The organism is Streptomyces camelliae (genome assembly GCF_027625935.1).
Taxonomy (GTDB): domain Bacteria; phylum Actinomycetota; class Actinomycetes; order Streptomycetales; family Streptomycetaceae; genus Streptomyces; species Streptomyces camelliae.
In genome coordinates this window covers 3,994,134-4,019,443 of record NZ_CP115300.1, presented here as the reverse complement: position 1 = coordinate 4,019,443, position 25,310 = coordinate 3,994,134, and the positions used below count along the sequence as shown (strand labels likewise).

Here is a 25,310-nt window from a genome sequence, read left to right as displayed (position 1 = left end):
GGGTCCTGAGGGTTGCACGTCCGTGACCGATCCACACGATCGAGTGATCAGGGTCGGCCAGGACGTGACCACAGGGAGCCTGTATCCCGCACAACGACTGGCGCGGCACTTGGGTTACGGATGCCGGATGATCGGGTCAGAAAGGCAACGGGCTTTCACGGAACGTGAGTTGAACGTCGCCCAGAGTCGCGGCGGGCTCAGCGTGCGTCGTCCGGCAGGAGCCGGGCGAGGGTGCGGACGGCGCGGTACTGGAGGGTCTTGATGGCGCCCTCGTTCTTGCCCATGACGCGGGCGGTCTCGGCGACCGAGAGGCCCTGGAGGAAGCGGAGGGTCACGCACTCCTGCTGCTGGGGGTTGAGCCGGCGTACGGCGTCGAGCAGCGCGGCGTTCGACAGCGACTCCAGGACGGAGTCCTCCGGGGAGCGCTCGACCTCGTTGGCGTCGAGCATCTCGCCGGTGGTGACCTCCAGGCGGAAGCGGCTGGACTTGAAGTGGTCGGCGACGAGGTTCCGGGCGATCGTCACCAGCCAGGCGCCGAAGTCGCGGCCCTGCCAGGTGAAGGTGCCGATCCGGCGGAGGGCCCGCAGAAAGGTCTCGCTCGTGAGGTCCTCGGCCGTGGCCCGGCCGCCGACGCGGTAGTAGATGTACCGGTACACCGTGTCGCTGTACTGGTCGTACAGCCGGCCGAAGGCCTCGGCCTCCCCGGCCTGGGCGCGCTCGACCAGGTCCATCATCCGGGCGCTGTCGCTGTCGGCGGCCGGGCGGCGGGCGGTGGCGGCGCCGGTGGCGCGGCCTCGTCTGCCGACGGCGGCGCTGCCGTCGGCCAGTGCGTAGCACGGGCTCGCGGGCGCGGCGGCGGCGAAGGCAGGGACGGCGTACGCGGTGGGGACGAGGCCGCGCAGCGTCTCTTTGACCGTTGCGACTGTTGCGCGCAGCGTAGCCAGGCCCGAGGCGTCAACCCCGACGTGTGGGTACACGGGACTCCCAGAGGCAGAGCTTCCATCACGTGCAGTGCGGGACCGTTCACCCGTCGTAGCGACGGAAGGGGTACCGGTTTGCGTCTGAGGAGAATAACGCTTCGTGCAGGCACTGCTACACCGAGTTGCTCAAATCATCGATTGAGTCGCTTCTGTTGCTGATTGACGCCCAATCAAGTGCCGTAGCCTGATCGGTTGTTGATCGAAAACAGGCCTGTTTCGGTGAGGTACAGGGCGTGTTGAAATGGCCGCGGCATAATTCAGGCGCGCGCGGCCGGGGGTGTGGACGGAGAGGTGTGGACGAAGGGGTGTCGCCTAGCGGCGGCGCCGGCTCAGGGCGATCGCCGCCGCGGTGCCACCGGCCACGGCTCCGACGCCCGCCGCCGCGGGGATGCCGACCTTTGCCGCCTTGCGTCCGGTGCGGTAGTCCCGCAGGCGCCAGTCCTTCTCCCGGGCGTGTTTGCGGAGCTTGGCGTCCGGGTTGATGGCGTAGGGGTGGCCGACCAGGGAGAGCATCGGGATGTCGTTGTGGCTGTCGCTGTAGGCCGCGCAGCGGGACAGGTCGAGGCCCTCGGCCGCGGCCAGGGCGCGCACCGCCTCCGCCTTCGCCGGGCCGTGCAGCGGTTCGCCGACCAGCTTGCCGGTGTAGATGCCGCTGACCGACTCCGCGACCGTGCCGAGCGCGCCGGTGAGGCCGAGGCGGCGGGCGATCACCTGGGCGATCTCCACCGGGGCCGCGGTGACCAGCCACACCTTCTGGCCCGCGTCCAGGTGGGCCTGGGCCAGGGCACGGGTGCCCGGCCAGATGCGGTCGGCCATGTACTCGTCGTAGATCTCCTCGCCGATCGACTCCAGCTCGGCGACCCGGTGGCCCTTGACGATCGACAGCGCGGAGTCGCGGGCGTCCTGCATGTGCTCGGGGTCCTCGACGCCGGCCAGCCGGAACCACGCCTGCTGCCAGGCGAACCTGGCGAGGTCGCGGGTCTCGAAGAACTTGCGCTTGTACAGACCGCGGCCGAAGTGGAACAGCGCGGCGCCCTGCATCACGGTGTTGTCGAGGTCGAAGAACGCCGCTGCCCGGGTGTCGCCGATGACCGGGAACTCCGGTTCCGTCCGCGCGGGCGGCGCGGTCTCCTGCGCCTCCAGCGAGGACTTGCGGGCGGCCTCCGCCGAGGCCTCGCCTGCCAACACGCTCCGCGCCGTGGCGGAGCGCCTACGGGGAGTGAGCCATCCGAGAGCGGCCATGCGGTGAGCATAGCCAGTTTGTTCGGTGCTTCCGGAGTCGAGAGGTTGGAAGGTCGTGAACTCTCCGCTACCGAGCCGTTAAGCAGGCGCGAGAATGGGCCGTATGAGCCCTCTCTTCCGTCGTGACGCCGCGCCGCGCGAGCGGCTGGTCACCCTCGTCCGCAAGCCCGGCTGCCATCTGTGCGACGACGCGCAGACCGTGGTCGAGAAGGTCTGCGGTGATCTGGGTGTCCCCGTCGAGCTGAAGGACATCACCCAGGACCGGGCGCTGCACGATCAGTACTGGGAGCAGATTCCGGTCGTACTGATCGACGGTGAACAGCACACCTTCTGGCGCGTGAACGAGGAGCGGCTGCGCCGGGCACTGACCGACTAGTCCAAACTGGCCGGAAAGTCGCTTAGGATCGACGGCGGTTTGGTCTCGGGGGCGGGATTTGTGAGGAGAGTGTGCGGTTTTGCCCCCAGTGTCGAAGGAACGCGCACGCGTGGGTGGCGGTTCCCGCCAAAGGCCCCGCGGCTGCGTGACCCCGGTCACTTCTGCCGGGCAAATCGGACACCATCTTTGTGCACGCGTTCACAAAGACATAGCCTGCTGTCGACGGGGCGGTCTGGGGACGTATGACCGCCTGCAGCCCCGCTCTACCCGCAGGAGCACCGTGGCAACTGGCCGAACACACCGACCGGCGACCCGTAGCCGAGGGATTCCCGAGGCCACCGTCGCCCGTCTTCCGCTGTACCTCCGAGCCCTGACCGCGCTGTCGGAGCGCTCGGTGCCCACGGTCTCCTCCGAGGAGCTGGCGGCCGCCGCGGGGGTCAACTCCGCCAAGCTGCGCAAGGACTTCTCGTACCTGGGCTCCTACGGAACGCGCGGTGTCGGCTACGACGTGGAGTATCTCGTCTACCAGATCTCCCGCGAACTCGGCCTCACCCAGGACTGGCCGGTCGTGATCGTCGGTATCGGTAACCTCGGCGCCGCCCTGGCCAACTACGGCGGGTTCGCCTCCCGTGGCTTCCGCGTGGCCGCCCTGATCGACGCCGACCCGGCGATGGCCGGCAAGCCCGTCGCCGGCATCCCGGTGCAGCACACGGACGACCTTGAGCGGATCATCAAGGACAACGGGGTCTCCATCGGCGTCATCGCCACCCCCGCCGGCGCCGCCCAGCAGGTCTGCGACCGGCTCGTGACCGCCGGGGTCACCTCCATCCTGAACTTCGCGCCGACCGTGCTGACCGTCCCGGACGGCGTCGACGTGCGCAAGGTCGACCTCTCGATCGAACTCCAGATCCTCGCCTTCCACGAGCAGCGCAAGGCCGGCGAGGAGACCACCATGGAGACCGCGGCCGGCGACATCGGCTCCCTGCCCGCCGCCGCTGCTGCCCATGGCACGTCCGCCGACGATTCCGCCGACCAGGGGCCCGACGGGGACGTACCCGCCGTGATGCCGGCATGAGTCTCCTCGTCGTCGGACTGAGCCACCGCAGCGCCCCGGTGAGCGTGCTGGAGCGGGCCGCGCTGAGCGCGGACGCCCAGATCAAGCTGCTCCAGGACACGGTCGCCGCGGAGCCCGCCACCGAGGCCGCGGTGCTCGCCACCTGCAACCGCATCGAGCTGTACGCCGACGTGGACAAGTTCCACGCCGGTGTCGCCGAGCTGTCCACGCTGCTCGCCCAGCACAGCGGCGTCGGCCTGGAGGAGCTCACCCCCTACCTCTACGTCCACTACGAGGACCGGGCCGTCCACCACCTGTTCTCGGTGGCCTGCGGCCTGGACTCGATGGTCGTCGGCGAGGGGCAGATCCTCGGCCAGATCAAGGACTCCCTGGCCAAGGCGCAGGACCTGCACACCGCCGGCCGGCTCCTCAACGACCTGTTCCAGCAGGCCCTGCGGGTCGGCAAGCGCGCCCACTCCGAGACCGGCATCGACCGCGCCGGCCAGTCCCTGGTCACCTTCGGCCTGGAGCAGCTGGCCGCCGGCGGAGCTGTGCGGGACTGGGCCGCGGGCAAGAAGGCCCTGGTCATCGGTGCCGGGTCGATGTCCTCGCTGGCCGCCGCCACGCTCGCGCGGGCCGGGGTCGCCGAGGTCGTCGTCGCCAACCGGACCTTCGAGCGCGCCGACCGCCTCGCTCAGATCCTGACCGACGCCGACGACAACGCGGTGACCGCCCGTGCCGTGGAGATGTCCGCCGTGCCGGGCGAACTGACACGTGCCGACGTCGTCGTCTCCTGTACCGGGGCGACGGGCCTGGTGCTGACGGCGGCGGCGGTCGCGCAGGCGGCCGAGGGCCGTACCGGACAGCCGGTCGTCGCCGAGACCGCGTTCGCCGAGGTGCACACCAAGACGCTGCCGGCGCCCGCCGACGAGAACTGCCCGCTGGACCTGGCCGCCGTACAGCCCGGGTTCTCGGTCATGGGCGAGGCCGCCGTGGCCGGGATGGACGCGGCCACCCTGGAGCAGCACGCGGCCTGGGTCGCGGGGGCGACGGCCGGCCGCCGGGAGCGTCGTACGCCCGAGGCGGACGCCGAGCTGATCACCGCGCTCGCCGCGACCGTCGCGACGGCCGGCCGGATCCCCGAGCGGCGCAAGCCCGAGCCGCCGGCCGAGCGGCCGGCGCCCTTCCTCTTCCTCCTCGACCTGGCCATGCCCCGCGACATCGACGCGGCCGTGCACCGGCTGGCCGGGGTGCGGCTGGTGGACATCGAGTCCCTCGCCGAGGCCTCCGCGGACGCTCCGATGGCGGCCGATGTGGACCTGGTCCGGCGTATCGTCTCCGACGAGGTCGCGGCCTTCGGCGCGGCACAGCGGGCGGCACGCATCACGCCGACCGTGGTCGCGCTGCGCACCATGGCCGCCGACGTCGTCGCCGGTGAGATCGCGCGGCTCGACGGCCGCCTGCCCGACCTCGACGAACGGCAGCGCGGCGAGATCCGGCAGGCCGTGCACCGGGTCGTCGACAAGCTGTTGCACGCGCCGACCGTACGCGTCAAGCAGCTCGCGGCCGAGCCCGGCGGCGCCGGGTACGCGGACGCGCTGCGCACCCTGTTCGACCTCGACCCCGAGACGGTCGCCTCCGTCTCCCGGGCCGAGGACAGCACAGACACGAAGGACCGACCGGCATGACTGAGAGAGCACTGAGGCTGGGGACGAGGCGGAGCAAGCTCGCCATGGCCCAGTCCGGGCAGGTGGCGCAGGCCGTCCGCCAGGTGACCGGACGGCCCGTGGAGCTGGTCGAGATCACCACCTACGGCGACACCTCCCGCGAGCACCTCGCGCAGATCGGCGGCACCGGCGTCTTCGTGACGGCGCTGCGCGACGCGCTGATACGTGGCGAGGTCGACTTCGCGGTTCATTCGCTCAAGGACCTCCCGACCGCGCAGCCCACGGACCTGGTGTTGGCCGCCGTACCGGAGCGCGAGGACCCGCGCGATGTGATCGTCGCCCGGGACGCCCTGAAGTTCACCGACCTGCCGCGCGGGGCCCGCATCGGCACCGGTTCGCCGCGCCGCATGGCGCAGCTGAACGCGTACGCCCGCGCCCACGGCCTGGACATAGAGACGGTCCCGATCCGCGGCAACGTGGACACCCGCATCCGGTACGTCCACGACGGCGAACTGGACGCGGTCGTGCTGGCCGCCGCCGGACTCAACCGGATCGGCCGGATCGACGAGGTGACCGACTTCCTGTCGGTCGACACGGTTCTGCCCGCCCCCGGCCAGGGGGCCCTGGCGATCGAGTGTGCCGCGGGCAACGCGGACCTGATCGCCGCGCTCGGCGAGCTCGACGACCCGTTCACCCGGGTCGCCGTCACCGCCGAACGGTCACTGCTCGCCGCCCTGGAGGCCGGCTGCTCCGCCCCTGTGGGCGCGCTGGCCGACCTTCTGGCCGACGGGCAGACTGTCAACGAAATGCGCCTGCGCGGCGTCGTCGGCACGACCGACGGCACCCGCATGGTGCAGTTGTCCACCACCGGTCCCGTGCCCCAGACGGAGACCCAGGCGATCGCACTCGGCCGCGACCTCGCGACCCGGATGCTCGCCCAGGGCGCGGCCGGTCTGATGGGGGAGCGAGCACATTGAGCCCCACCACCCTTCCCGCCGGCCTCGAACACGGGCACGTCACCTTCCTCGGTGCCGGACCCGGGGATCCGGGACTGCTGACTCTGCGCGCAGTGGAGGCGCTGTCGCACGCGGACGTCCTGATCGCCGAGCACGAGGTGCTCGACGTCATCCGGACGCACGCACGGCAGGGCGTCTCCGTCGTGCGGACGGACGCTCCCTCCTCGGTTTCGCCACCGGGCACGGGCACGCCGCAGCTCACGGTCGTTGACGGCACGTCAACAACCGCCGCTGCCCCGTCTCCTGCCCGGGATGCCGCTCATCTTGTCATGGAGGCCGCGCGGTCCGGCAGGCGGGTCGTCCGTGCGGTGTCCGGGGACCCGGGACTTGATACGTACGCGGCCGAGGAAATGCTCGCCTGCGCCTCCGCCGGTGTGCCCTTCGAGGTCGTACCGGGTGTGGCGGCCGCCGTCGGCGTGCCCGCGTACGCCGGTGTGCCGCTGCGGGACGCGCAGGGCGCGGACGTCCGGTTCGTGGACGCCCGTACGGCCTCCCACCGCTGCTGGACGGAGGTGGGCGCGTCGGACGGCACGGTGGTCGTGTCGACGACCCTCGACTCGGTGGCCGCGGCGGCGGGCGAGCTGGTCTCCGCGGGCCGCAAGCCGGACACCCCGCTGACGGTCACGATCGCCGGTACGACGACCCGCCAGCGCACCTGGACGGCGACGCTCGGCACGATCGCGCAGACCCTGAAGCAGGCGAAGGTCCTGCCGTCGCCGGACGGCGGCCGGCCGGTGATAGCCGTGGTCGGTGAGCGTTCCGCCGCCGCCCAGCGCGACCAGCTGTCGTGGTTCGAGTCCAAGCCGCTGTTCGGCTGGAAGGTGCTCGTGCCGCGTACGAAGGAGCAGGCGGCGTCGCTCTCCGACCAGCTGCGGTCCTACGGCGCCGTCCCGCACGAGGTCCCGACCATCGCGGTGGAGCCCCCGCGCACGCCCCAGCAGATGGAGCGGGCGGTCAAGGGCCTGGTGACGGGCCGCTACGAGTGGATCGCGTTCACGTCGGTCAACGCGGTGAAGGCGGTCCGGGAGAAGTTCGAGGAGTACGGCCTTGACGCTCGGGCTTTTGCGGGTATCAAGGTGGCTGCGGTCGGTGAGCAGACGGCGAAGGCGCTGGTCGCCTTCGGCGTGAAGCCGGATCTGGTGCCGAGCGGTGAGCAGTCGGCGGCGGGTCTGCTGGAGGACTGGCCGCCGTACGACCCGGTGTTCGACCCCATCGACCGGGTGTTCCTGCCGCGGGCGGACATCGCCACGGAGACGCTGGTCGCCGGTCTCATCGAGCTGGGCTGGGAGGTCGACGACGTCACGGCCTACCGGACCGTGCGCGCCTCGCCGCCGCCGGCGGAGACGCGGGAGGCGATCAAGGGCGGCGGCTTCGACGCGGTCCTCTTCACGTCGTCGTCCACGGTGCGGAACCTGGTGGGTATCGCGGGCAAGCCGCACAACGTGACGGTGATCGCGTGTATCGGCCCGGCGACCGCCAAGACCGCCGAGGAGCACGGCCTGCGGGTCGACGTCATGGCTCCGGAGCCGTCCGTGCACAAGCTGGCGGAGGCGCTGGCGGAGTACGGCATGAAGCGGCGGGCCGCGGCGGTGGAGGCCGGGGATCCGGTGACACGGCCGAGCGAACGACGGCCGGGGTCGCGCCGGCGCCGCACGACGACCTGAGAGACGGCGGAGCGCTCCTTTCCGGGGCGCTCCGCCGGATCCGTTCCCCGGCGGTGCCGGGGCCACTCCTGACCGGGGGATGGCAGCGCATCCCGTGTGTCTGCGATGCTGCCCGGTATGGCTGAGGGGGAGCGGGGGCGGCGTGCGGGGGCGGCCTGGATACGGCGTCGTGCCGTCGCGGTGGTGTTGACGTGCCTCGGAGTGGGAGCCGCTGTTCTGCATGTCCTGGCGCCCGGACTCAGGATCGACGGCGTCACGGTGATGCTGCTCGCGGTGGCGGTCGTGCCGTGGCTCGGAGACCTGTTCCGCAGTATCGAGGTGCCGGGCATCGGCAGGATCGAGTTCCGGGACATCGAGCGCAGGATCGACGCCGTCCAGCGGACGGCGAACGCGGCGCTCGTCGGTGACGGCCCTGAGGGCGGGACCGTGGACGACACCGCCGCCTGGGACGCGGTCCGGGAACTGGCCGCCGAATACGTGAACGTACGCCTGCAGCAGCGCAGCGGTGCGGCGCGGAACCACCGGATGGACCAGATCTTCGCCCGCCTGGTGCGCGTGACCCAGCGGGTGCGTGACTTCGACGCCGGTACGCTGCTCGGCTCCCAGGACGCCGGACTGCGCCTGGCGGCCTACGCGCGCCTGTACGCGCTGCCGGAGCCGGAGGTGCTCGGCGCGCTGGTGGACGCGGCCACCGGCGAACCGCTGCCCTTCAACCAGTACTGGGCGCTCCAGGCGGTCGGCAGATGCGTGGACGACCTGGAGGCGGAGCAGGTTCCGCTCAGCGTGGTCCGCCGCCTGGAGCAGCTCCGTTCCGGGCTGCTCCGCGCCAACGACCGCAGGGAGATCGCCGATCGCGTGCTCGCGAGGTTCGGCGGACGCTGAGGGGCGGGTGGGAGCCGACCCGGCACCCACCCGGCCCTCTCCGGTCAGGCCGCCGTGCCGCCCGCGTAGTCGCCGGCGAACGTCGTCTCGATCGTCTGGGCCACCGGCTGGGCCACGCCCGTGCCGGTCAGGATGATGCCCAGCTCCCTGTTGTTGCTCAGGGAGTTGCTGCTGATGTTCATCGAGCCGGCCTCCACCTCCTGGGTGGACAGGCCGTAGTCGGCGACCATCGCCTTGGCGTGGATGTAGAAACCGTTGGGGTCGGAGTAGCCGACGACCGTGCCGCCGGCGGCCTTGATCTCGGCGACCTCGCTGGAGTAGCTGGAGGGGTTCTCCAGGACCACGCGGACCGTCACGCCCGCCTTGGCGCGGGCCACGATCGCGTTGACCACCGTGCTGTCGCTGAACTCCAGTTCCTCCACGTCGAGCGTCCTGGTCGCGGAGTTGATGAAGGACACCAGGCGGTTGCGGGAGTCGGTGGGGGACCACAGGAGGTGGTCGCCGTCGGTGGGGGTGATCGACGTGGCCGTGTAGTCGGCGTTGAAGACCTTTTCGATGGAGGCGACGTCCCGGGTGTCGTCGGTGAAGACCCCGTAGTCCCGGCTGGTCGTGTAGTACTGGGACGTCAGGTTCCCCGTCATGATCAGGGACTTCACGCCGTCGACCGTGATCGTCTTCTGGTGGGTGTAGACGTAGGCGGAGGAGGACCAGACGACGCCTATGCCCGCGTTCGTCAGGGACGTGTACGCCGGGCCGTTGGCGCTCTGGTGCTGGCGGTCGAGGATGACGCGGACCGTCACGCCCTTGTTCTTCAGGGCTATGAGGTCGTTGACGGCGGTGGTGTCCTCCAGCTCGTACATCGTCATGTCGAGCGTGGTGGTGGCCGAGTTGATGAAGTCGTAGACGGCGGGCTGGCTGCCGCTCTGGGAGAAGGCGAACGCGGAGTAGCTCGCGGCGTTCGCGGGGATGGCGGTGGCGACGACGGCGGCGCCGGCGGCCAGGGCGACGCCCGCCCGGCCGAGGACCTTCCACAGCATGCGTGACTCCTGGGGTGAGCTCACGGGAGGGGGTGGCGCGTGCATGACACCACGCGCGTAGAACGCTGGGGAGGCGTGCGGTTCCAGGGACGGCCAGGGGAGCGCAAAAACTTGGTATCAGGGCGCCGCTATGCCCCGGTTGAGGCCTCTCGGCGGCCGACATGGTGTTGGCAAAGGCGGTGTCCGGGCGGGCGTAGCGTAGAAGGCATGACGAAGTACGGATCCTTTCCCGGTACGCGTCCCCGGCGGCTGCGGACCTCGCCCGTCATGCGCCGGATGGTCGCCGAGACCCGCCTGCACCCCGCCGACTTCATCCTTCCGGCGTTCATCCGCGAGGGCGTGAGCGAGCCCGTGCCGATCGCCGCGATGCCCGGGGTCGTGCAGCACACCCGCGACAGCCTGAAGAAGGCCGCGCTGGAGGCCGTCCAGGCCGGAATCTCCGGGATCATGCTGTTCGGCGTGCCGGAGGAGGCGAAGAAGGACGCGCTCGGGACGCCGGGGACGGACCCGGACGGCATCCTGCAGGTCGCCATCCGGGACGTACGCGCCGAGGTCGGTGACGACCTGCTCGTCATGTCCGACCTCTGCCTCGACGAGACCACCGACCACGGCCACTGCGGCGTGCTGGACGCCGAGGGCCGGGTCGACAACGACGCCACCCTGGAGCGGTACGCCGAGATGGCCCAGGTGCAGGCCGACGCCGGAGCCCATGTCGTGGGCCCCAGCGGGATGATGGACGGCCAGATCGGCGTCATCCGTGACGCGCTCGACCAGATCGGCCGCGAGGACGTCGCCATCCTCGCCTACACCGTCAAGTACTCCTCCGCCTTCTTCGGCCCCTTCCGCGAGGCCATCGCCTCCTCGCTCAAGGGCGACCGCAAGACGTACCAGCAGGACCCCGCCAACTGGCGCGAGTCCCTGCGGGAGCTGTCCCTCGATCTGGAAGAGGGCGCCGACATGGTCATGGTCAAGCCGGCCGGGCCGTACCTCGACATCCTCGCCCGGGTCGCCGACAGCGTGGACGTGCCGGTCGTCGCCTACCAGATCTCCGGCGAGTACTCGATGGTCGAGGCCGCCGCCGAGAAGGGCTGGGTGGACCGGGACCAGGCCATCTTCGAGACCCTGACGGGCATCAAGCGGGCCGGCGCCCGGAACATCCTCACCTACTGGGCGACCGAGGTGGCCCGGAAGCTGCACTAGTCCCTTGCGGGGCTCACCAGTTGAGGGCGTCTTCCCGGTTCTGCTGCCAGTACGTCACGGTCAGCGAGCTGTCGTAGTAGACGCCCTTCGCCGGCAGGGCCGGGGTCGCGGCGGGGCCGCCGTCGCTGTTCGGCGTGCGGCCCTGGAACATCACCGTCAGCTTGTGGCCGGTCGTCCCGCCCTCGCCGCTGCCGTCGGCGGCCGACAGCAGCACGCCCGCGTACCCCGACTCGCCCGGCTGCAGCGTCGTCACCGCCTGCGGCTGGGTGTCCTTCGCCCCCTGCGGCGCCCACTGCATCTCGTCGAAGCGCAGCACCGGGTAGTACGGCAGCAGGCAGGTCCTGCTGCCCGTGTTCGTCACCGTGAGCAGCATGTGGTTCAGGGGGCGGGTGACCGGCTGGGCGGTGACGCGGGTGTTCGCGCCGTTGCAGAGGACGGGTGAGGAGCCGGTGCCGGTGCCCGTCGTCTTGCCGGCGCCCGGCTTGGCGACCGGTCCGTGGGTACGGGCCACGGGTGTGCCGTTCGCCGTCCCGCCACCGGTCGTCCCGCCGCCCGCCGTGGCGCCGGAGGACGTCTGGGTACCCGTCGACGCCGACGACGATGACGACGCCGTCGGCGACACCGACCGCGAGGCGCCCTCGTCCTTCGTTCCCGTCCCGTTGCCACCGCACGCGCTGAGCGCGAGGGCGGTCACCGCGGTGCCGGTGGCGGCGAGCAGACGGATGTGGCGCATTCGCATGGCAAGTCCTCTTTCAGGCTGGGCCAGTTGGCGTGTTTGGATGAGTCACAGCCTGTGCGGGGCCTTGTCCCGGCCGCCAGAGATCACGGCCGATCCGGGACGCTGGAACGCCCCCACAGGTGCTGACCTGCGGAAACAGCCCCTTCCTGGAACGCCGGGATGGGACGAGGGGGAGGGGAGACGGTGGCAGACGGCACCATGGAGAGCGGTTTCGCCGAGCTTCTGCGGGAGTTGAAGAACCGCTCCGGACACAGCTACGGCACGCTCGCCAAGCGGCTCCACATGAGTACGTCGACGCTCCACCGCTACTGCAACGGGGACGCCGTACCGACCGACTACGCCCCCGTCGAGCGTTTTGCCCGCCTGTGCAAGGCCACGCCGGAGGAGCTGGTGGAGCTGCACCGGCGGTGGGTGCTGGCGGACGCGGGGCGGGGGAGGAAGGATCCGGCGGCACGGGAGGAGGCCGCGCAGGAGGCGGTGCCGGTGCCGGTGCCGACGTCGGCGTCGGCGTCGGCGTCGGAGACGGTGGCTGCCCCGGAGCCGGAGCCGGAGCCGGCGCCGGAGGCGGTGCCGGTGCAGGTGCCGGTGGGGGGTGTCCCGGAGCCGGAGGCCGAGCCGGCGCCGAGTGTCCCGGAGCTGGAGCCGCCGGTGTCGGATGTCCCCGAGCCCGTGCCGGACGCCCGCATCCGCACCCGGCGCCGTACCCGGACCGTCCTCCTCTCCGCCCTCGCCCTCACCGCCGTGCTCGGCAGCGTGGCGCTCGCCCTCACCCTTCCCTCCGGCGGCGCGGAGGCGGACGGAAAGGGCGGGCCGGCCGCCGCGGGCTCCGGGGCCGTAGGGCAGCACGCGCCGACGGCCGGCGCGGCGCACGGGACGGACCCCAGCCGTTCGCCCTCTTCGTCCTCGTCCCCGTCCGGTACCTCGGCCACGGGCTCCGGTGCGTCGCCCGGCGACCAGCCGAGCGGCGCCGCACGCACCCCCACCGGCGCGGCCGGCGGCACGGACACCGCCGCTGTGCCCCTCGCGGTGACCACGCACCCGTACTCCTGGCCGTCCCCCTGTTCCCAGCACTATCTGATCGACCGGGCGCCGGGCGACGTCTCCCCGCCGCCGCTGGAGCAGGACGCGCCCGCCTGGGTGGCCGTGCACCAGGCGGTCTCGGCGGGGGAGCAGTACGTCACGTTCACCGTGCAGGGCACCGGCGCGGACACCGTCGTACTGGAGGGGCTGTCCGTGCGCATGGCCGGCCGGCGGGCGCCGCTCGCGTGGAACGACTACGCCATGGGCTATCCCGGTGTGGGCTGCGGCGGGGGCGTGCCGACGCGGGCCTTCACGGTCGCCCTGGACGCCCTGCGCCCCCAGGTCGTACCGGAGTCCGGGCAGCAGGACTTCCCGTTCAAGGTGAGCCGCGCGGACCCCGAGGTCTTCCATGTCACGGCCGACGCGTCCGCGTACGACGTCAGCTGGTACCTGGAGCTGTCCTGGTCCAGCGGGACCCGGCACGGCACGCTGCTGATCGGCGACAACGGCCGGCCGCTGCGCACCAGCGGGAACAACGGGCGGCCCGCGTACGCCTTCCCGCTGGGCGGCAACACCTGGAAACCGGCGGCCGAGGCCAACTGAGGGTCCGGATCGTGGAATTACCGGTGTAGATGGCACGCACCTTCTCTAGGGTGGCCGGATCCAGAGCCGAAGAGCCGTAGGAGAGCCGCGCCATGACCGTCACCGAGCCAGCCCCGACCCTCGCCGACAGAGCCTCCGTCCCGCCGCTCGCCGCGCGCGCCCGCAGCGTGGGCGGTTCGCCGGTGCGGGACATCCTCGCGGTCACCGCGCGCCCCGAGGTGATCAACTTCGCGGGCGGGCTGCCGGCGCCGGAGCTCTTCGACCGCGAGGGCATAGCGGCGGCCTTCGAGGAGGTCCTGGCGCAGAGCCCGGAGCGGGCGCTGCAGTACTCCACGACGGAGGGCGAGCCGACGCTCCGCGCCGCCCTGGCCGCGCGCGTCACCGGCCGGGGCCTGCCCACCGACCCCGACGACCTGCTGATCACCACCGGTTCCCAGCAGGCCCTGTCCCTCCTCGCCACCGCGCTGCTCGAACCCGGTGACACGGTCCTCGTCGAAGACCCCTGTTATCTGGCGGCACTTCAGGTCTTCGGCCTCGCGGGCGCGCGCGTGGTCGCCGTGCCGGGGGACGCGGACGGGGTGGATCCGGCCGCGCTGGAGGAGGCGGTGCGCCGCGAGCGCCCGAAGCTGCTCTACCTCGTCCCCACCTTCCAGAACCCCACCGGCCGCACGATGCCCGCGCCGCGCCGCGCGGAGATCGCCGCCGTGGCCGCCCGCGCGGGCCTGTGGATCGTCGAGGACGACCCGTACGGCGAACTGCGCTACGACGGCGAGCACGCCCCCTGGATCGCCTCCCTCCCCGGAGCCGAGGACCGCACGGTCCTGCTCGGCTCCCTCTCCAAGGTCATGGCACCCGGCCTGCGCCTCGGCTGGCTGCGCGCCCCGGCCGGGCTGCGCCGGGCGTGCGCGGTCGCCAAGCAGGCGGCGGACCTGCACACCCCGACGCTCAACCAGCTCGCCGCCGCCCGCTACCTCGACGTCCTGGACGCGCACGTCGCGCGGGTCCGGTCGGTCTACGGCGCCCGCCGGGACGCCATGCTGGCGGGCCTGCCCGGCGCCCTGCCGGCCGGCTCGCGGTGGAGCCGGCCCGAGGGCGGGATGTTCCTGTGGGTCCGGCTGCCGGAGTCGTACGACACGGTCGCCCTGCTGCCGCGGGTGGTCGAGCAGAACGTGGCGTACGTCCCCGGCGCGCCCTTCTACGCCGGCACCCCCGACCCTGCCACGCTCCGCCTGTGCTTCGTCACCCAGACACCGGAGGAGATCGCGGAGGGGCTGCGGAGGCTGGGGCGGGGACTGGAGCAGGGCCTCAGCGGCTGAGCCCCGTCCGGGGGCAGCCGCACCGGCAGGCCCCGGTGATCAGTCCCACCAGAAGGTCCAGACGGTCTCACCGAGCAGTGCCTTCGCGTACGCGCGCAGGCTGTCGGAGTTGAAGTTGTCCGGGCAGAACGCGTAGTGCTCCGCCGCCACCGCCTCGGCGTCCTCCTGGGTGGCGGGCGGGGCGGCGACGGACACGACCAGGGTGTCGAAGCCGAGTCCCACCACCCGTATGCCGAAGCGGTCCTCCCAGGAGCGCAGGACCGCGCACAGCCGGGCCACGTCGTTGTCGTGGTTCAGCGGGCCGGTCCAGCCGATCGCCGCCGGGATGTCGGCGGACCGGCGGGCCGGGACCAGGGCGAGGTGCGCCTCCCTGAACCATCGGGACGCGTCGTCCGTCAGCACGTCCGCCACCTGGGCGGCCCGGGTGTCCGGCTCGGCGGAGAGGTGCGCCCCGGGCGCGAGCCCGGGCCACTCGTCCCCGAACGGCTCGATCTCGTCCCCCGCCCCCTCCTCGGTCCAGTCCTCCCAGTACTCGGCGAGGACGTCCTCGGCGTCGTGATCGCCCGGGTACGACATCAACTGGGGCGACAACTCCCAGTCCGCGGGCCCGCCCTGGCTGCCGCCGACCTCGACGAGCACCGGCAGCAGACCGACCCGGGCGCCGGGTGCGCCCAGCGCCTTCCAGGTGCCCGGCGCGGCCGGCTTCTCGGCGTGCCACAGCAGGGGTTCGTGCCAGGGGCCGTCGTCCGTCGCGTCGACAAGCCGTCCAGGAGGGAGCTGCAGCCCCAGTGAACGCCCGCTGGGGTCGGTGGCCAGTGTGGGCAGCGGGTTGGGAAGAGTCGCCATGCCTGCGACTGTAGGGGGACCCACTGACAATCCCGTTACCGAATACCGGCACGATGAACCTGTGGCCCCCGTGGCCCCTCTTAAGAGGCGGTGCGGTGACGGGAAGGACGGATACGAAACGTGCGGCTCGGGAATAGCCCGGTGCGGTGGCACATCGTGCTGCTCACGCTGTGGACGGCCGTCTGGTTCGTGGTGGCGGAACGCCACGCGGCCGTGTCCTGGCACTATCTGCGCGAGGGCGAGCAGCTGCTCTTCGGCCAGCGGGGCGGCGGTGGTCTGGCCCTCTACGCCAACCACCCCGAGCTCCAGATCGGTCCCGTCAGCTTCCTGGTGGCTGGGCTCTTCGCACCCTTCCCCGCCGCGATGGGCGAGAAACTCGCGGACGCGTTCATGTCGGGCCTCGGCCTGTACATGCTGGTCCTGATCGGCCGGGCGGCAGCGGACTACAACCGGGGCACGGGCCTGAACCACAAACGCCTCCAGCAACGGGTCCTGGTGGCCGGGGCCGCCTTCATCCCGATGTGGGTGGAGGTCTCGGTCCGCTTCGCCCACCTCGACGACGTCCTCGCCCTGTTCTTCACGACGCTGGCGGTCCGCGCGCTGGTGCGGGGAAACGCGACGGCGGTGGGGGTCTTCCTGGCGCTGGCGGTGGACTCGAAACCCTGGGCCGTGGGATTCCTGCCCCTGCTGCTGGCCCTGCCCCGTCAGTCCCGGCTGCGCTCGGCGGCCTGGGCCTTCGGCCTGGTGGCGGTGGCCTGGCTGCCCTTCTACCTGACCCACCTGAACACGTTCGCCGCGGCCCGCTTCACCATCCCCAACCAGCCGGCGTCCGCCCTGCGCTGGTTCGGCGTGAACGACCCCGCGACCCCGCCGTGGGACCGCCCCGCCCAGATGGCCCTGGGCGTGGCCCTGGGCTCCCTGGCCGTACGCCGCAACCGCTGGCCGGCGGTGGTCTTCCTCGCCGTCGACGCCCGCATCATGCTGGACCCGAGCGTGTACACGTACTACAACGCCTCGGTCCTCCTCGGCACCCTCCTGTGGGACTCGATCGGCCAACGCCGCCTTGTCCCGTGGGTCAGCTGGATCGCCCTCCTCTCCCTGTACGGCAGCGCCCTGGTGATCCCGTCGGATTCGACCCAGGGGTTGATCAGGCTGGCCTTCTGCGTCGGGGCGGCGGCGTATGTGCTGCTGTGGCCCCAACGAACGCCACGGGGGAGACGGGGCCGACGGTCACGCCACCCGGGCGCGGACGGGGACGGGGGGAACGAGATGCGGGAGCGGCCGGTGGGAGGGGCTGTTCTCTGACTTCTCTGAAGGCTGAGGGCTTGTGGGGATTCGTTTCCGGGGGGATCGGGGTGGATCGGGGTGGACCGGCAACGATTGGCAGGTCTGAGCCACTCACCACCCCCTGACCCTGGCGGTCTGCCCCCACCCCTGGCCCAGATCTTCCACTTACCTGGACGATCCGGACGAGGGCGGGCGCGGGCTGTTGCTCGTGTCGGCGCCGGCCGACAAGGGTCACGTCCGCGGGAGTGGTGTATCGACGGCCACTCGGTGATCTCTTCTTTGAGGCTATGCGGTGAGTTCCGTCGGGATGACTGTGTCGTCGGTTTCTGACTCGATCGGGTGGAGGCGGGCCTTGGCCAGCAGGTCGAGTCCCATGTAGCGGCGGGCTTCGGTCCACTCGTCGTTCTGCTCGGCCAGCACCGCGCCGACCAGGCGGATCAGGGCGGTGCGGTCGGGGAAGATGCCGACCACGTCGGTGCGGCGGCGGATCTCCTTGTTGAGCCGTTCCTGCGGATTGTTCGACCAGATCTGCCGCCAGATCTCGCGCGGGAACGCGGTGAACGCCAGCACATCGCCCTGAGCGGCGTCCAAGTGGGCTGCCGCCTTGGGGAACTTGGCCTCCAATGCGTCCAGGACGTGCCGCATCTGGGACTGGACTGCATCGATGTCGGGTTGTTCGAAGACGGTCCGCAGCAGCGTGGCCACCCACGGCTGGGCCGACTTGGGCACCTGGCTCAGCAACGCGCGGGCGTAGTGAGTACGACATCGCTGCCAGCTCGCGCCGGGCAGGGTGGCCCCGATCGCGTTGACCAGGCCCATGTGCGCGTCTGAGATGACCAGTTGGACGCCCGATAGGCCGCGGGCGATCAGGGAGCGCAGGAAGGCCAGCCAGCCGGCGCCGTCCTCGGCAGTGGCCACGTCCAGGCCGAGAATCTCACGGTGCCCATCGGCGTTGACGCCGACCGCGATCAGCGCGTGGACGTTGATGATGCGGCCGCCCTCGCGAACCTTCTGCGTGAGCGCGTCCACCCAGACGAACGCGTAGGGGCCGGCGTCCAGGGGCCGGTTGCGGAACGCGGCGACCTGTTCGTCGAGATGCTTGGCCATGGCGCTGACCTGGGACTTCGACAGCTGGGTGACGCCCAGGCTCTCGGCGAGCTTCTCCACTCGGCGGGTGGAGACGCCGAGCAGATAGGCGGTGGCGACCACGCTGATGAGGGCCTGCTCAGCCCGGCGGCGACGCTCCAGCAGCCAGTGCGGGAAGTAACTGCCCTGACGCAGCTTGGGAACGGCGAGTTCGACGGTGCCCGCGCGGGTGTCCCACTCGCGAAGGCGATACCCGTTGCGATGGTTGACTCGCTCGTCGCTGACCTGCCCGTATTCAGCATTGCAGAGGGCATCGGCCTCGGCGGACATGAGCGCGTCCGCGAACGTCTTGACCATCGCGCGCAGCAGATCGGGACTCGCCGCTGCGAGGTTGTCCTCCGCGAGGGCGTGCAGGGGCAGACTGTCGGGTGCGGTCATCGTGCTGATCTCCTTCGTGACTCGACATCTCGAAGATCAGCCGGTGGCCGTTCATCTATGCGGGCGTCACCCCGACGCGGGAGCAAACCCCCGGATCAGGTCGAACCCGTACACCACTTCCCAGGACGCAACCGCCGACAAGTGGGGCGTCGGGGAACGGCACCCCGGCAAGCTGGTGTGGTGCGAGTTCGTCGTATCCCAGGCCGCTAGACCAGCGTCGTGATGCAGAACGGGTGACCGGCCGGGTCCAGCAGCACCCGCCACCGCTCCGGCTGCGGCTGGAACTCGGGCTTGATCGCGCCCAGTTCGAGCAACCGCTTCTCGGCGAGGTCCAGGTCGTCCACGCCCAACTCGATGTGCGCCTGCTTCTCCTGCGCCGGGTCCGGCCAGGTCGGCCGGCGGTAGTCGGCGAGGCGGTTGAAGCCGAGGCCGGCGGCGCCCTCCTTGCCGAGCAGGACGAAGTCGTCGGTGGAGTACAGGACCGGGAAGCCGAGCAACTCGCCGTAGAAGCGGGCCATTTCGGAGGGGTCGGCGCAGTCGAAGGTCACGGCGGCGTAGCGGAAGGCGGGGGCGGAAGTGGTGTCGTTCGTCGTCATGGGGAGCACGCTAGGACATGACCAGGACAGTTACGGTCCTGGTTGTGCGAGACTCCTGATGTGATCGGCGCCTCCGCCCGCCTCCTGCGACTGCTGTCCCTCCTCTCCGCCCGCCCGTCCTGGACCTGCGCCGAACTGGCGGACCGCATGGAGGTCACGGATCGGACGGTCCGCCGGGATGTCGCGCGGCTCCGGGAACTCGGTTACACGGTGGACTCCGAGGTCGGCCCCTGGGGCGGTTACCGGCTGCGTGCCGGCTCCCGCCTGCCGCCGCTGATCCTGGACGACGAGGAGGCGCTGGCCGTGGCGGTGGGGCTGAGTGAGGCGGCGCTGGGCGGCGATCAGGCGGCCCTTTCCGCGATGCTGAAGCTGCGCCAGGTCCTGCCCCGGCGCATCGCGGACCGCCTCGGCGAGCTGGACGACACCTTCGTACGACTCCCGGGCGCCGAGGGCCCGCAGATCAGCCCCGGCCTGCTGCTGGAGCTGGCGGCAGCGTGCCGGAGCGGGGAGCGGGCCCGGCTGTCGTACACGGACGGGGAGGGCCGGACGACGGTCCGGGACATCGACCCGTACCGTCTGGTCCACACCGGCCGGCGCTGGTACTTCGTCGCGCGGGACGTGGCCCGGGGCCAGTGGCGCACCTTTCGCGCCGACCGCGTCGACCGCCTCCAGCTCACCGGCCAACCGGCGGACCTCACCGACGCCCCTGACCCGGCCCACCTGGTCTCCCGCAACATCGCCAACGGCCCCTATCCGCTGACGGCCACCATCCGCCTCCCCGTCCCCCTGGGGGAGGCCCTCCGTCTCATCCCCGCCACGATCGGCACCCACCATCCCGACGGCCCGGACGCGACGACGGTCGACGTCGGCGGCCCGGACGCGGACGGCCTGGCCCGCTATCTACTGGGCTTGGGGACGCCGTTGCGGGTCCTCGGCCCGGACGCCGTACGGCAGGCCCTGGTGCGACGGGCCCGGGAGCTTGTCGTGGCCAACGAGCGAGACGGGGACGAGCCCTCCGGCTAGCCGTTGTCAGATGGCGTACGCCCCTGTGGCCGGCCTTCCGTGTTCCCGCGCGTACGGGGTCAAGGCCACGATCCCGGTTCCGCGCACTATGGTGCCCGCCCCCAAGCCGAAGGGCTTACGCCCAGTTGCCGTGCCAGCTCCGGCGCGAGGTAGGGGGCGAGGTCCGCCCATTCCTCCTCGTTGTCCGGCGTGATGCCTTCCTCGATGCAGGCGGCGTGCTCTTCCGGCAGGGGTGCCCCCAGTGTGTACTGCGCGTCGGCCTCCTCCCAGGAGCCGCTGCAGCGGCGCACGACGTCGCCGTTCTCCGCGACGAGCCAGCCCGAACCGCCGCCCTGTTCACCGAAGTAGTACGCCTGGGCCTTGCCGTAGCGGCGGCTCAGTTCCGTGACGACGCGCAGCACGTCCTCCGCGCGCTCCTGGTCGACGGGGTTGCACCAGGGGCCGAGGACCAGGGTCCACCCATCGACTTCCGGGGTGACGTAGACCCTGCCGTACTCGAAGCCTTCGTCGCTGTCCTGAGCCCCTACGCTCTGCCCCAGCGCGAACGTGGCCGGCCGCGCCTCGAAGAGGTCGAGCAGTTCCACGATTCCCTGCTGATCGCCGCCAGGGACGGCGATCCAGGAAGTGAAGCAGACGTCCAGGGGCCGGGCCCGGTCGTCCAGCAGTTTGATGCGGATCAGCCGCTCCACGACGGCACGGTCCGCCGCCGACAGCGCCTCCTCGCCGCCGACCGCGGCGAGCACCGACAGCGCGCGTGCCCGCAGCTTTCCCGGACCGCGCTCGCGCAGCTGCCGCAGCGGCTCCACGACACCCGGCCCCAGCATGCTCAGTACCCACGTCGCTCGTTGGAGCACGTCCCGGTCCGGGTCAGCGAGCAGCGGAATCAATGCGTTGATCACCAGCCCGTAGTCCACGTCGGGATTCGGCTTCCTGCCGTAGGCGACCGAGCAGGCGGACTGGATGCCGTAGGCGGCGGACTCCCGTACGGAGGCGGAGGGATGGTTCAGTGCCTCGATGTAGCGGTCGACCGTGCCGAACGACGAGAAGACGCGGCTGAGGCGACGGCGCGGCTCCTCAGCCGATGCTGAGGCCAGGGCTGTCAGCACCTCGTCATAGGCATGCTGCGGAAGCACGTTCCTACCAAATGCCGTCGAGGACCTCTTCGAGTACCAGGTTCCACTGGGACTCGTCATCCTGAAAAGGCAAGGCATCGAATTCGGAGATCCGAGACCGGAGGCTCTCTGCTCGCGCTTCCAGTTCGGTTTCTTCGCCCCGTTCATCCCGTTCGTGCTGGAGGAACTGCTGGAACAGATGTAGGGAGTAGACCAGTGACTCGACATCCGTGTGGAGTTCGGCGTAGGAGTCCAGGGGTTCACCTTCGCCGAATGCGTAGACCTTGCCGGTTTCGGGGTCCAATGCAATGAGAGAGGCTGCGAAATAAGCCAGTACGAGCCAGTTTCGGCATTCCTCGGGCAACGGTCCGTCTTCAGGGCTGAACCACTCGGTCAGGCTGATCGATTCGTCCTGGCCGACGCTGGCCTTCGACTTGAACCAGTTGGTGTGCGGCAACCCCACCTGGCTGAGAAACAGCGCGGTCCGCTCGTCGAGCAGGTTGTCTGCCGAGTCAAACCGAGGGAAGTAGACGACTCCCGTCAGCCCGAATGATTCCAGCACTTCATTCGATGAGACGGCGAAACTCATGCGAGCACCTTCCAGGTCACGTCAGTTGGGGAGGTTTTTTCTAGCGTCCGTGATGTAGTCTCAGCTCTTCCATGTATGCCTTGTGTTCCTTGTCTCGGACATGACGTGGAAGTGACTGGTCGTACCTGTTGTAGTGATGCACTGTCGTGGTGGCAGGGAACCGTAGATTCAACCAGCGGTCGCAACTGGGCTTCTTCTGGCATGGCTCACGCTCGGTGAAAACCTCTTGGAGCCCGGACTGGGTCTTCCTATGCAGCAGCGGATACCCGATGGAGCGCTCGGAATGCATACCGTCCTCGCTGTATCCGACGAGGATGCTTGTACCTCGGCCGTCGGGGTCAATATACCGGCCTGCGGCATAGTTGTTTCCGTCGTAGTCGTTCCTGGCGTACCGGGCAAGCTGCGTTGCCTGGCCGAGCTCATCGGTATAAGGGTCGACCTTTGTCGAACGAACCTTCCCTGCATGGGAGTTCGGTACCTTCGTTTCATCCTGGTCTCGTCGGGTCTGGGGACGCCAGGCCCGTCCGTTGGCATCGAGAACCCCGTGCAGCCGGTGCCGGTCTGTGCTGTCGAGGGGATGGAGGTTGCCGTCGGAATGCAGACGCTGCACGCTGCCGTCGGTGTGCAGCAGGTAAGTGCGGACGTCTTTGGCCTGCTCTCCTACCTCGTGGTCGATGTCCTTGTGCAGCTGCGAGACTGCCTTCGCGCGCTTCGGGACCGTCTCCGTGAGGTGCTTTCCGATCTTTTTGAGGGCCTGCTCGCAACCCTCCAGCGCGCCGTGCGCCACCGAGTCGATGGTCTGGGTGAAAGGGTCCTTACCCTTGGTGCGCCCGAACAGGCCCTTGGCCCGACCGAGCGGGGCCGCGCTGCTCAGGTGGAGTTCGCTGCCGTGGAAGGCGAGTTTGCCGGCGCCCTTCTCGAACTCCTCGTGATCGATGAAGAGGTCGGCTCCCGCGCCCGGACCGCCGGCACCACCTGAGGCGGAGGCCAGTTCCATATTGCCGCCGCCCCCTGCCGAGGCCAGCTTCATGCCGCCGTGCCCGTGGCCGTGCCCGCCGTCGGCGCCGCCGCTTGTGCCACCGCCCGCGCCGGTCGGGGAGGGCGGCAAGGTGAACGCATCCTCCGCCAGATTCAGGACCGCGTCCTGGATCATCGCCTCCAGCTTGGCGTTGACCGGTTCGGTGACCTTGGCCATCAGCTCGTTCACGATCTGGTTGGCCGCGTCGTCGATGATGCGTTTCACCAGCTGCCGCATGGCGGTGATCTCGGCCGCACCGAGGAGTGCGGACAGGCCTCCGGTGATGAACGCCGCGCCGAGCGAGAGGCCCACCGACCCGGCCATGACGGCGAGTTCGGCCTCGGCCTTCGTCTTCATGCCGAAGATGACGTCCGCGACCACGTCCAGGGCGTCGGCGAACAGTCGGGCCAGCTCCGGGATCTTGTCCAGGTGGCCGGCCTTGACCTGGTTCCAGTGGGTCTGCATGGAGTGGACGGCCCAGCCGTGCGAGGAGGCGAGGATGGCCTCCACCGTCTTGTGCGCGTCCGCTCCGCGGCCCTCGAACTTGTCGGCGAACTCCCGCATGGCGTCGGCCATGTGGCGGTAGTCGTCCTCGTCGACGTTCGGGAAGTGGATGCCGATGTAGTCCAGAACCTGGTCCAGCCAGCCCGGGATCGTGTAGCCCATCCCCCGTGACGCCCCCTCGTTCTCGTGATCATCATACGAGTACGAAAACCATAACGGGGGCTGGGAGTTGACAGGCAAGGGTGACTGACGGGTCTATGGCATGACTGTGACAACCGCAGTCGTCTTCAGACGGGACGCAGGCACGCCAGCATCTCGTCCGTGCCGACCAGAAGTGCGCCGGTGCCGGTCAGCGCCAGTGAGTGCACCGGGGCTCCGGGCCAGTAGCTGCGGACCATGCCGTTCTCGTCCAAGGCGTGGTGTTCGACCAGGCCGTCCGCCCAGCCGATGGCCAGCACCGGCGGACCGTCTGCGCCTGTGGTTCCGGCCGCCGCCAGCGCCGTCACCGGGCACGGCCGTGACCGGACGGGGGAGGCGAGCGGCTCGGCGCCCGGGCCCCACGCCCGTACCGTTCCGTCGTAGCCGCCGCTGTAGACCAGTGGGATGCCCGGTCCGTCCTCGGGTACGGTGAGGCGCAGGGCTGCCACACCTGTGACCTCTCCCTCGTGCAGTCGGACCGTGAAAGATCTTGGCTCCGCTTTGACTTCTGCGTCGACTTGCGAGTCGACTTCCACGAAGGCGTGTACTCGGCCTGCCCTATCTCCGACGGCAAGCAATTGTTCACAGGCCGCCAATGCCGTGGCTTGACTGCCCAGTTGCGCTCGCGCGGCCTGCGCCAGCCGGTCCAGAGGCGTCGGGTCGTCGTCCAGCAGTGCCGACAAGCCCGTGGCCCTCGGCGCGGAGGGGCTGCGCCGGCTGTGCAGCCGGCCCTGTGCGTCCAGGACGAGGACGTCGCCCTCGTGCGTGGCGGCGATAGCGCGCACCTGTCGCACCGGCTCCGGCAGCCTGCCGACCGGCCCGGTGTCCCCCTCGTCCACCAGGCGGACCGTGCCCTGGTGATCGGCCACGAACAGGTGCCCACGACCGCACGCAAGCGCATGTGCCGGTCCAGGCCATGGCGGTCGCACATCGCCGCGCACCCTGCTCCAGACAACCTGCCACGCCGCGCTCTCGGCCAGCGCGGCGATCGCCTGCGGCAGCCTCGGGTCGGCCCCGTCGCCCAGTGCCGCCAGAAGTACGACGGCCCGGTCCGCGGACGTCTGCTCACGGGTCAGGGACACCCCTGCTCGCAACCACGCCGCGCGCAGACCGCCGTAGCTCTCGTCGGAGCGTTCGTACAGGCGAGTCACCTGCCACGGGTCCGCAGCACAGACCGCGGCGGGGTCGTACAAGTCGACGGCCGGCAGCTCGGGCGGGGCTTCGTCATGCACCGGATCCGCCGGGCCGCGAGAGTCCTGCTCCCTGGCCCACACCGCATGCCGCTCCGGGTCGGTCCACTGCCTCTCGTCGAGGTCCATCACCGCGGGACGCGTGGCGAGGAGGCCGCCTGCCGCATCACTGTCGCCACGCAGTTCCACGATGAGTCGGACGTGCCCCAACTGCACCAGGCGAAGGGCCAGTTCCACGACCATTTCGGGATCGTCGGCCGCGTGCAGGTCCGGCAGCACGATCACAGTACGGCGTCCGTCGGCTGCCAGCGCAGTCACCAGATCCCCCGGGGTGCGTACGGCGATTGCCAACTGCTGGGCCAGGGTCCAGGTGGCCGTGAGGGCGCTTTCCCCTGCCATCGGGACGAATCCGTGCACCCGGCGCTCCGCGCGGACCCCCTCCCGCGTCCCATGCCCGATGAGCCACGCCAGTAGTGTCGATTTGCCGCACCCCTCGCCCCCGGTGACCACACACAGGCGCGGGGCGTCCGGATCGGTCAGCCAGGACAGCAGGGCGGCGGCGGCCGGTTCGCGGCCCGCTGCCGGGCGGGACCACTTCGGCTCGGGCACGGGAGACTCCCCCTTCCG

Annotated in this window: 22 protein-coding genes; 11 read left to right on the top strand and 11 right to left on the bottom strand. The window is 70.6% G+C overall.

All coding sequences use genetic code 11. From position 1 onward, the window contains the following. Positions 1-197 precede the first annotated feature (197 nt). Complete coding sequence (locus tag O1G22_RS18270; protein WP_225101553.1) at positions 198-977, bottom strand: ECF subfamily RNA polymerase sigma factor, BldN family; 780 nt, start codon at positions 975-977, stop codon at positions 198-200. Between the two features lie 315 nt (positions 978-1,292). Then, positions 1,293-2,222 carry an HAD family hydrolase gene (locus tag O1G22_RS18265; protein ID WP_225101552.1) on the bottom strand — a complete coding sequence of 310 codons (930 nt, stop codon included), beginning with the start codon at positions 2,220-2,222 and terminating at the stop codon, positions 1,293-1,295. A 94-nt stretch (positions 2,223-2,316) separates the two neighbouring features. Between O1G22_RS18265 and O1G22_RS18260 the strand changes: the two genes are divergently transcribed. The 6 genes from O1G22_RS18260 (at position 2,317) to O1G22_RS18235 (ending at position 8,881) form a co-directional block, all read left to right on the top strand. Then, positions 2,317-2,598 (top strand): glutaredoxin family protein, encoded by a 282-nt coding sequence (locus tag O1G22_RS18260; protein WP_270082321.1) that lies wholly within the window; start codon positions 2,317-2,319, stop codon positions 2,596-2,598. Positions 2,599-2,878: 280 nt separating this feature from the next. Then, positions 2,879-3,673, top strand: coding sequence for a redox-sensing transcriptional repressor Rex (locus tag O1G22_RS18255; RefSeq protein WP_270082320.1), 795 nt, complete (start codon positions 2,879-2,881; stop codon positions 3,671-3,673). Next, positions 3,670-5,340: a glutamyl-tRNA reductase gene (locus O1G22_RS18250; protein WP_270082319.1), complete on the top strand. Its 1,671-nt coding sequence runs from the start codon at positions 3,670-3,672 to the stop codon at positions 5,338-5,340. The genes O1G22_RS18255 and O1G22_RS18250 overlap by 4 nt, the downstream gene beginning before the upstream one ends. Beyond that, entirely contained in the window at positions 5,337-6,296 is a 960-nt protein-coding gene (gene hemC, locus O1G22_RS18245) for a hydroxymethylbilane synthase (protein WP_270082318.1), read from the top strand. The genes O1G22_RS18250 and hemC overlap by 4 nt, the downstream gene beginning before the upstream one ends. After that, positions 6,293-7,999 (top strand): bifunctional uroporphyrinogen-III C-methyltransferase/uroporphyrinogen-III synthase, encoded by a 1,707-nt coding sequence (locus tag O1G22_RS18240; protein ID WP_270082317.1) that lies wholly within the window; start codon positions 6,293-6,295, stop codon positions 7,997-7,999. Before hemC ends, O1G22_RS18240 begins: the two co-directional genes overlap by 4 nt. A gap of 117 nt (positions 8,000-8,116) precedes the next feature. Beyond that, entirely contained in the window at positions 8,117-8,881 is a 765-nt protein-coding gene (locus O1G22_RS18235) for a hypothetical protein (protein WP_270082316.1), read from the top strand. 44 nt (positions 8,882-8,925) lie between these two features. Here the strand turns inward: O1G22_RS18235 and O1G22_RS18230 are convergent, their stop codons facing one another. Then, the gene (locus O1G22_RS18230) at positions 8,926-9,918 is read right to left on the bottom strand and encodes a phospholipase D-like domain-containing protein (RefSeq protein ID WP_270082315.1); all 993 of its coding nucleotides are present in this window, start codon (positions 9,916-9,918) and stop codon (positions 8,926-8,928) included. A 207-nt stretch (positions 9,919-10,125) separates the two neighbouring features. On the opposite strand from O1G22_RS18230, the gene hemB reads away from it, so the two are divergent. Further along, complete coding sequence (gene hemB / locus O1G22_RS18225) at positions 10,126-11,118, top strand: porphobilinogen synthase (protein WP_270082314.1); 993 nt, start codon at positions 10,126-10,128, stop codon at positions 11,116-11,118. Between the two features lie 13 nt (positions 11,119-11,131). On the opposite strand, the gene O1G22_RS18220 is transcribed toward hemB, so the two are convergent. After that, a complete protein-coding gene (locus O1G22_RS18220; protein WP_428986375.1) occupies positions 11,132-11,851 on the bottom strand; it encodes a DUF4232 domain-containing protein in 720 nt (239 codons plus the stop codon). Positions 11,852-12,040: 189 nt separating this feature from the next. On the opposite strand from O1G22_RS18220, the gene O1G22_RS18215 reads away from it, so the two are divergent. Next, a complete protein-coding gene (locus tag O1G22_RS18215) occupies positions 12,041-13,480 on the top strand; it encodes a helix-turn-helix domain-containing protein (protein ID WP_270082312.1) in 1,440 nt (479 codons plus the stop codon). 92 nt (positions 13,481-13,572) lie between these two features. Beyond that, a complete protein-coding gene (locus tag O1G22_RS18210) occupies positions 13,573-14,796 on the top strand; it encodes an aminotransferase-like domain-containing protein (protein ID WP_270082311.1) in 1,224 nt (407 codons plus the stop codon). 39 nt (positions 14,797-14,835) lie between these two features. Here O1G22_RS18210 and O1G22_RS18205 read toward each other — a convergent pair whose 3' ends face one another. Then, a complete protein-coding gene (locus O1G22_RS18205; protein WP_270082310.1) occupies positions 14,836-15,642 on the bottom strand; it encodes a DUF4253 domain-containing protein in 807 nt (268 codons plus the stop codon). Between the two features lie 120 nt (positions 15,643-15,762). Between O1G22_RS18205 and O1G22_RS18200 the strand changes: the two genes are divergently transcribed. Beyond that, on the top strand, positions 15,763-16,947 hold the full coding sequence (locus O1G22_RS18200; RefSeq protein WP_270082309.1) for a hypothetical protein: 1,185 nt from the start codon (positions 15,763-15,765) through the stop codon (positions 16,945-16,947). A gap of 267 nt (positions 16,948-17,214) precedes the next feature. On the opposite strand, the gene O1G22_RS18195 is transcribed toward O1G22_RS18200, so the two are convergent. Then, positions 17,215-18,453 carry an IS256 family transposase gene (locus O1G22_RS18195; RefSeq protein WP_270079380.1) on the bottom strand — a complete coding sequence of 413 codons (1,239 nt, stop codon included), beginning with the start codon at positions 18,451-18,453 and terminating at the stop codon, positions 17,215-17,217. A gap of 206 nt (positions 18,454-18,659) precedes the next feature. Then, positions 18,660-19,049, bottom strand: a complete 390-nt coding sequence (locus O1G22_RS18190) for a VOC family protein (RefSeq protein WP_270082308.1) — start codon at positions 19,047-19,049, stop codon at positions 18,660-18,662. 60 nt (positions 19,050-19,109) lie between these two features. Between O1G22_RS18190 and O1G22_RS18185 the strand changes: the two genes are divergently transcribed. Next, positions 19,110-20,072 (top strand): helix-turn-helix transcriptional regulator, encoded by a 963-nt coding sequence (locus O1G22_RS18185; protein ID WP_270082307.1) that lies wholly within the window; start codon positions 19,110-19,112, stop codon positions 20,070-20,072. Positions 20,073-20,158: 86 nt separating this feature from the next. On the opposite strand, the gene O1G22_RS18180 is transcribed toward O1G22_RS18185, so the two are convergent. The 4 genes from O1G22_RS18180 to O1G22_RS18160 form a co-directional block, all read right to left on the bottom strand. Beyond that, on the bottom strand, positions 20,159-21,205 hold the full coding sequence (locus O1G22_RS18180) for a HEAT repeat domain-containing protein (RefSeq protein WP_270082306.1): 1,047 nt from the start codon (positions 21,203-21,205) through the stop codon (positions 20,159-20,161). Positions 21,206-21,209: 4 nt separating this feature from the next. Further along, on the bottom strand, positions 21,210-21,773 hold the full coding sequence (locus tag O1G22_RS18175; protein ID WP_270082305.1) for an SUKH-4 family immunity protein: 564 nt from the start codon (positions 21,771-21,773) through the stop codon (positions 21,210-21,212). 40 nt (positions 21,774-21,813) lie between these two features. Continuing rightward, complete coding sequence (locus tag O1G22_RS44550) at positions 21,814-23,457, bottom strand: nucleic acid/nucleotide deaminase domain-containing protein (protein ID WP_333492295.1); 1,644 nt, start codon at positions 23,455-23,457, stop codon at positions 21,814-21,816. A gap of 125 nt (positions 23,458-23,582) precedes the next feature. After that, positions 23,583-25,292, bottom strand: a complete 1,710-nt coding sequence (locus tag O1G22_RS18160; protein ID WP_270082304.1) for a hypothetical protein — start codon at positions 25,290-25,292, stop codon at positions 23,583-23,585. Positions 25,293-25,310 lie beyond the last annotated feature (18 nt).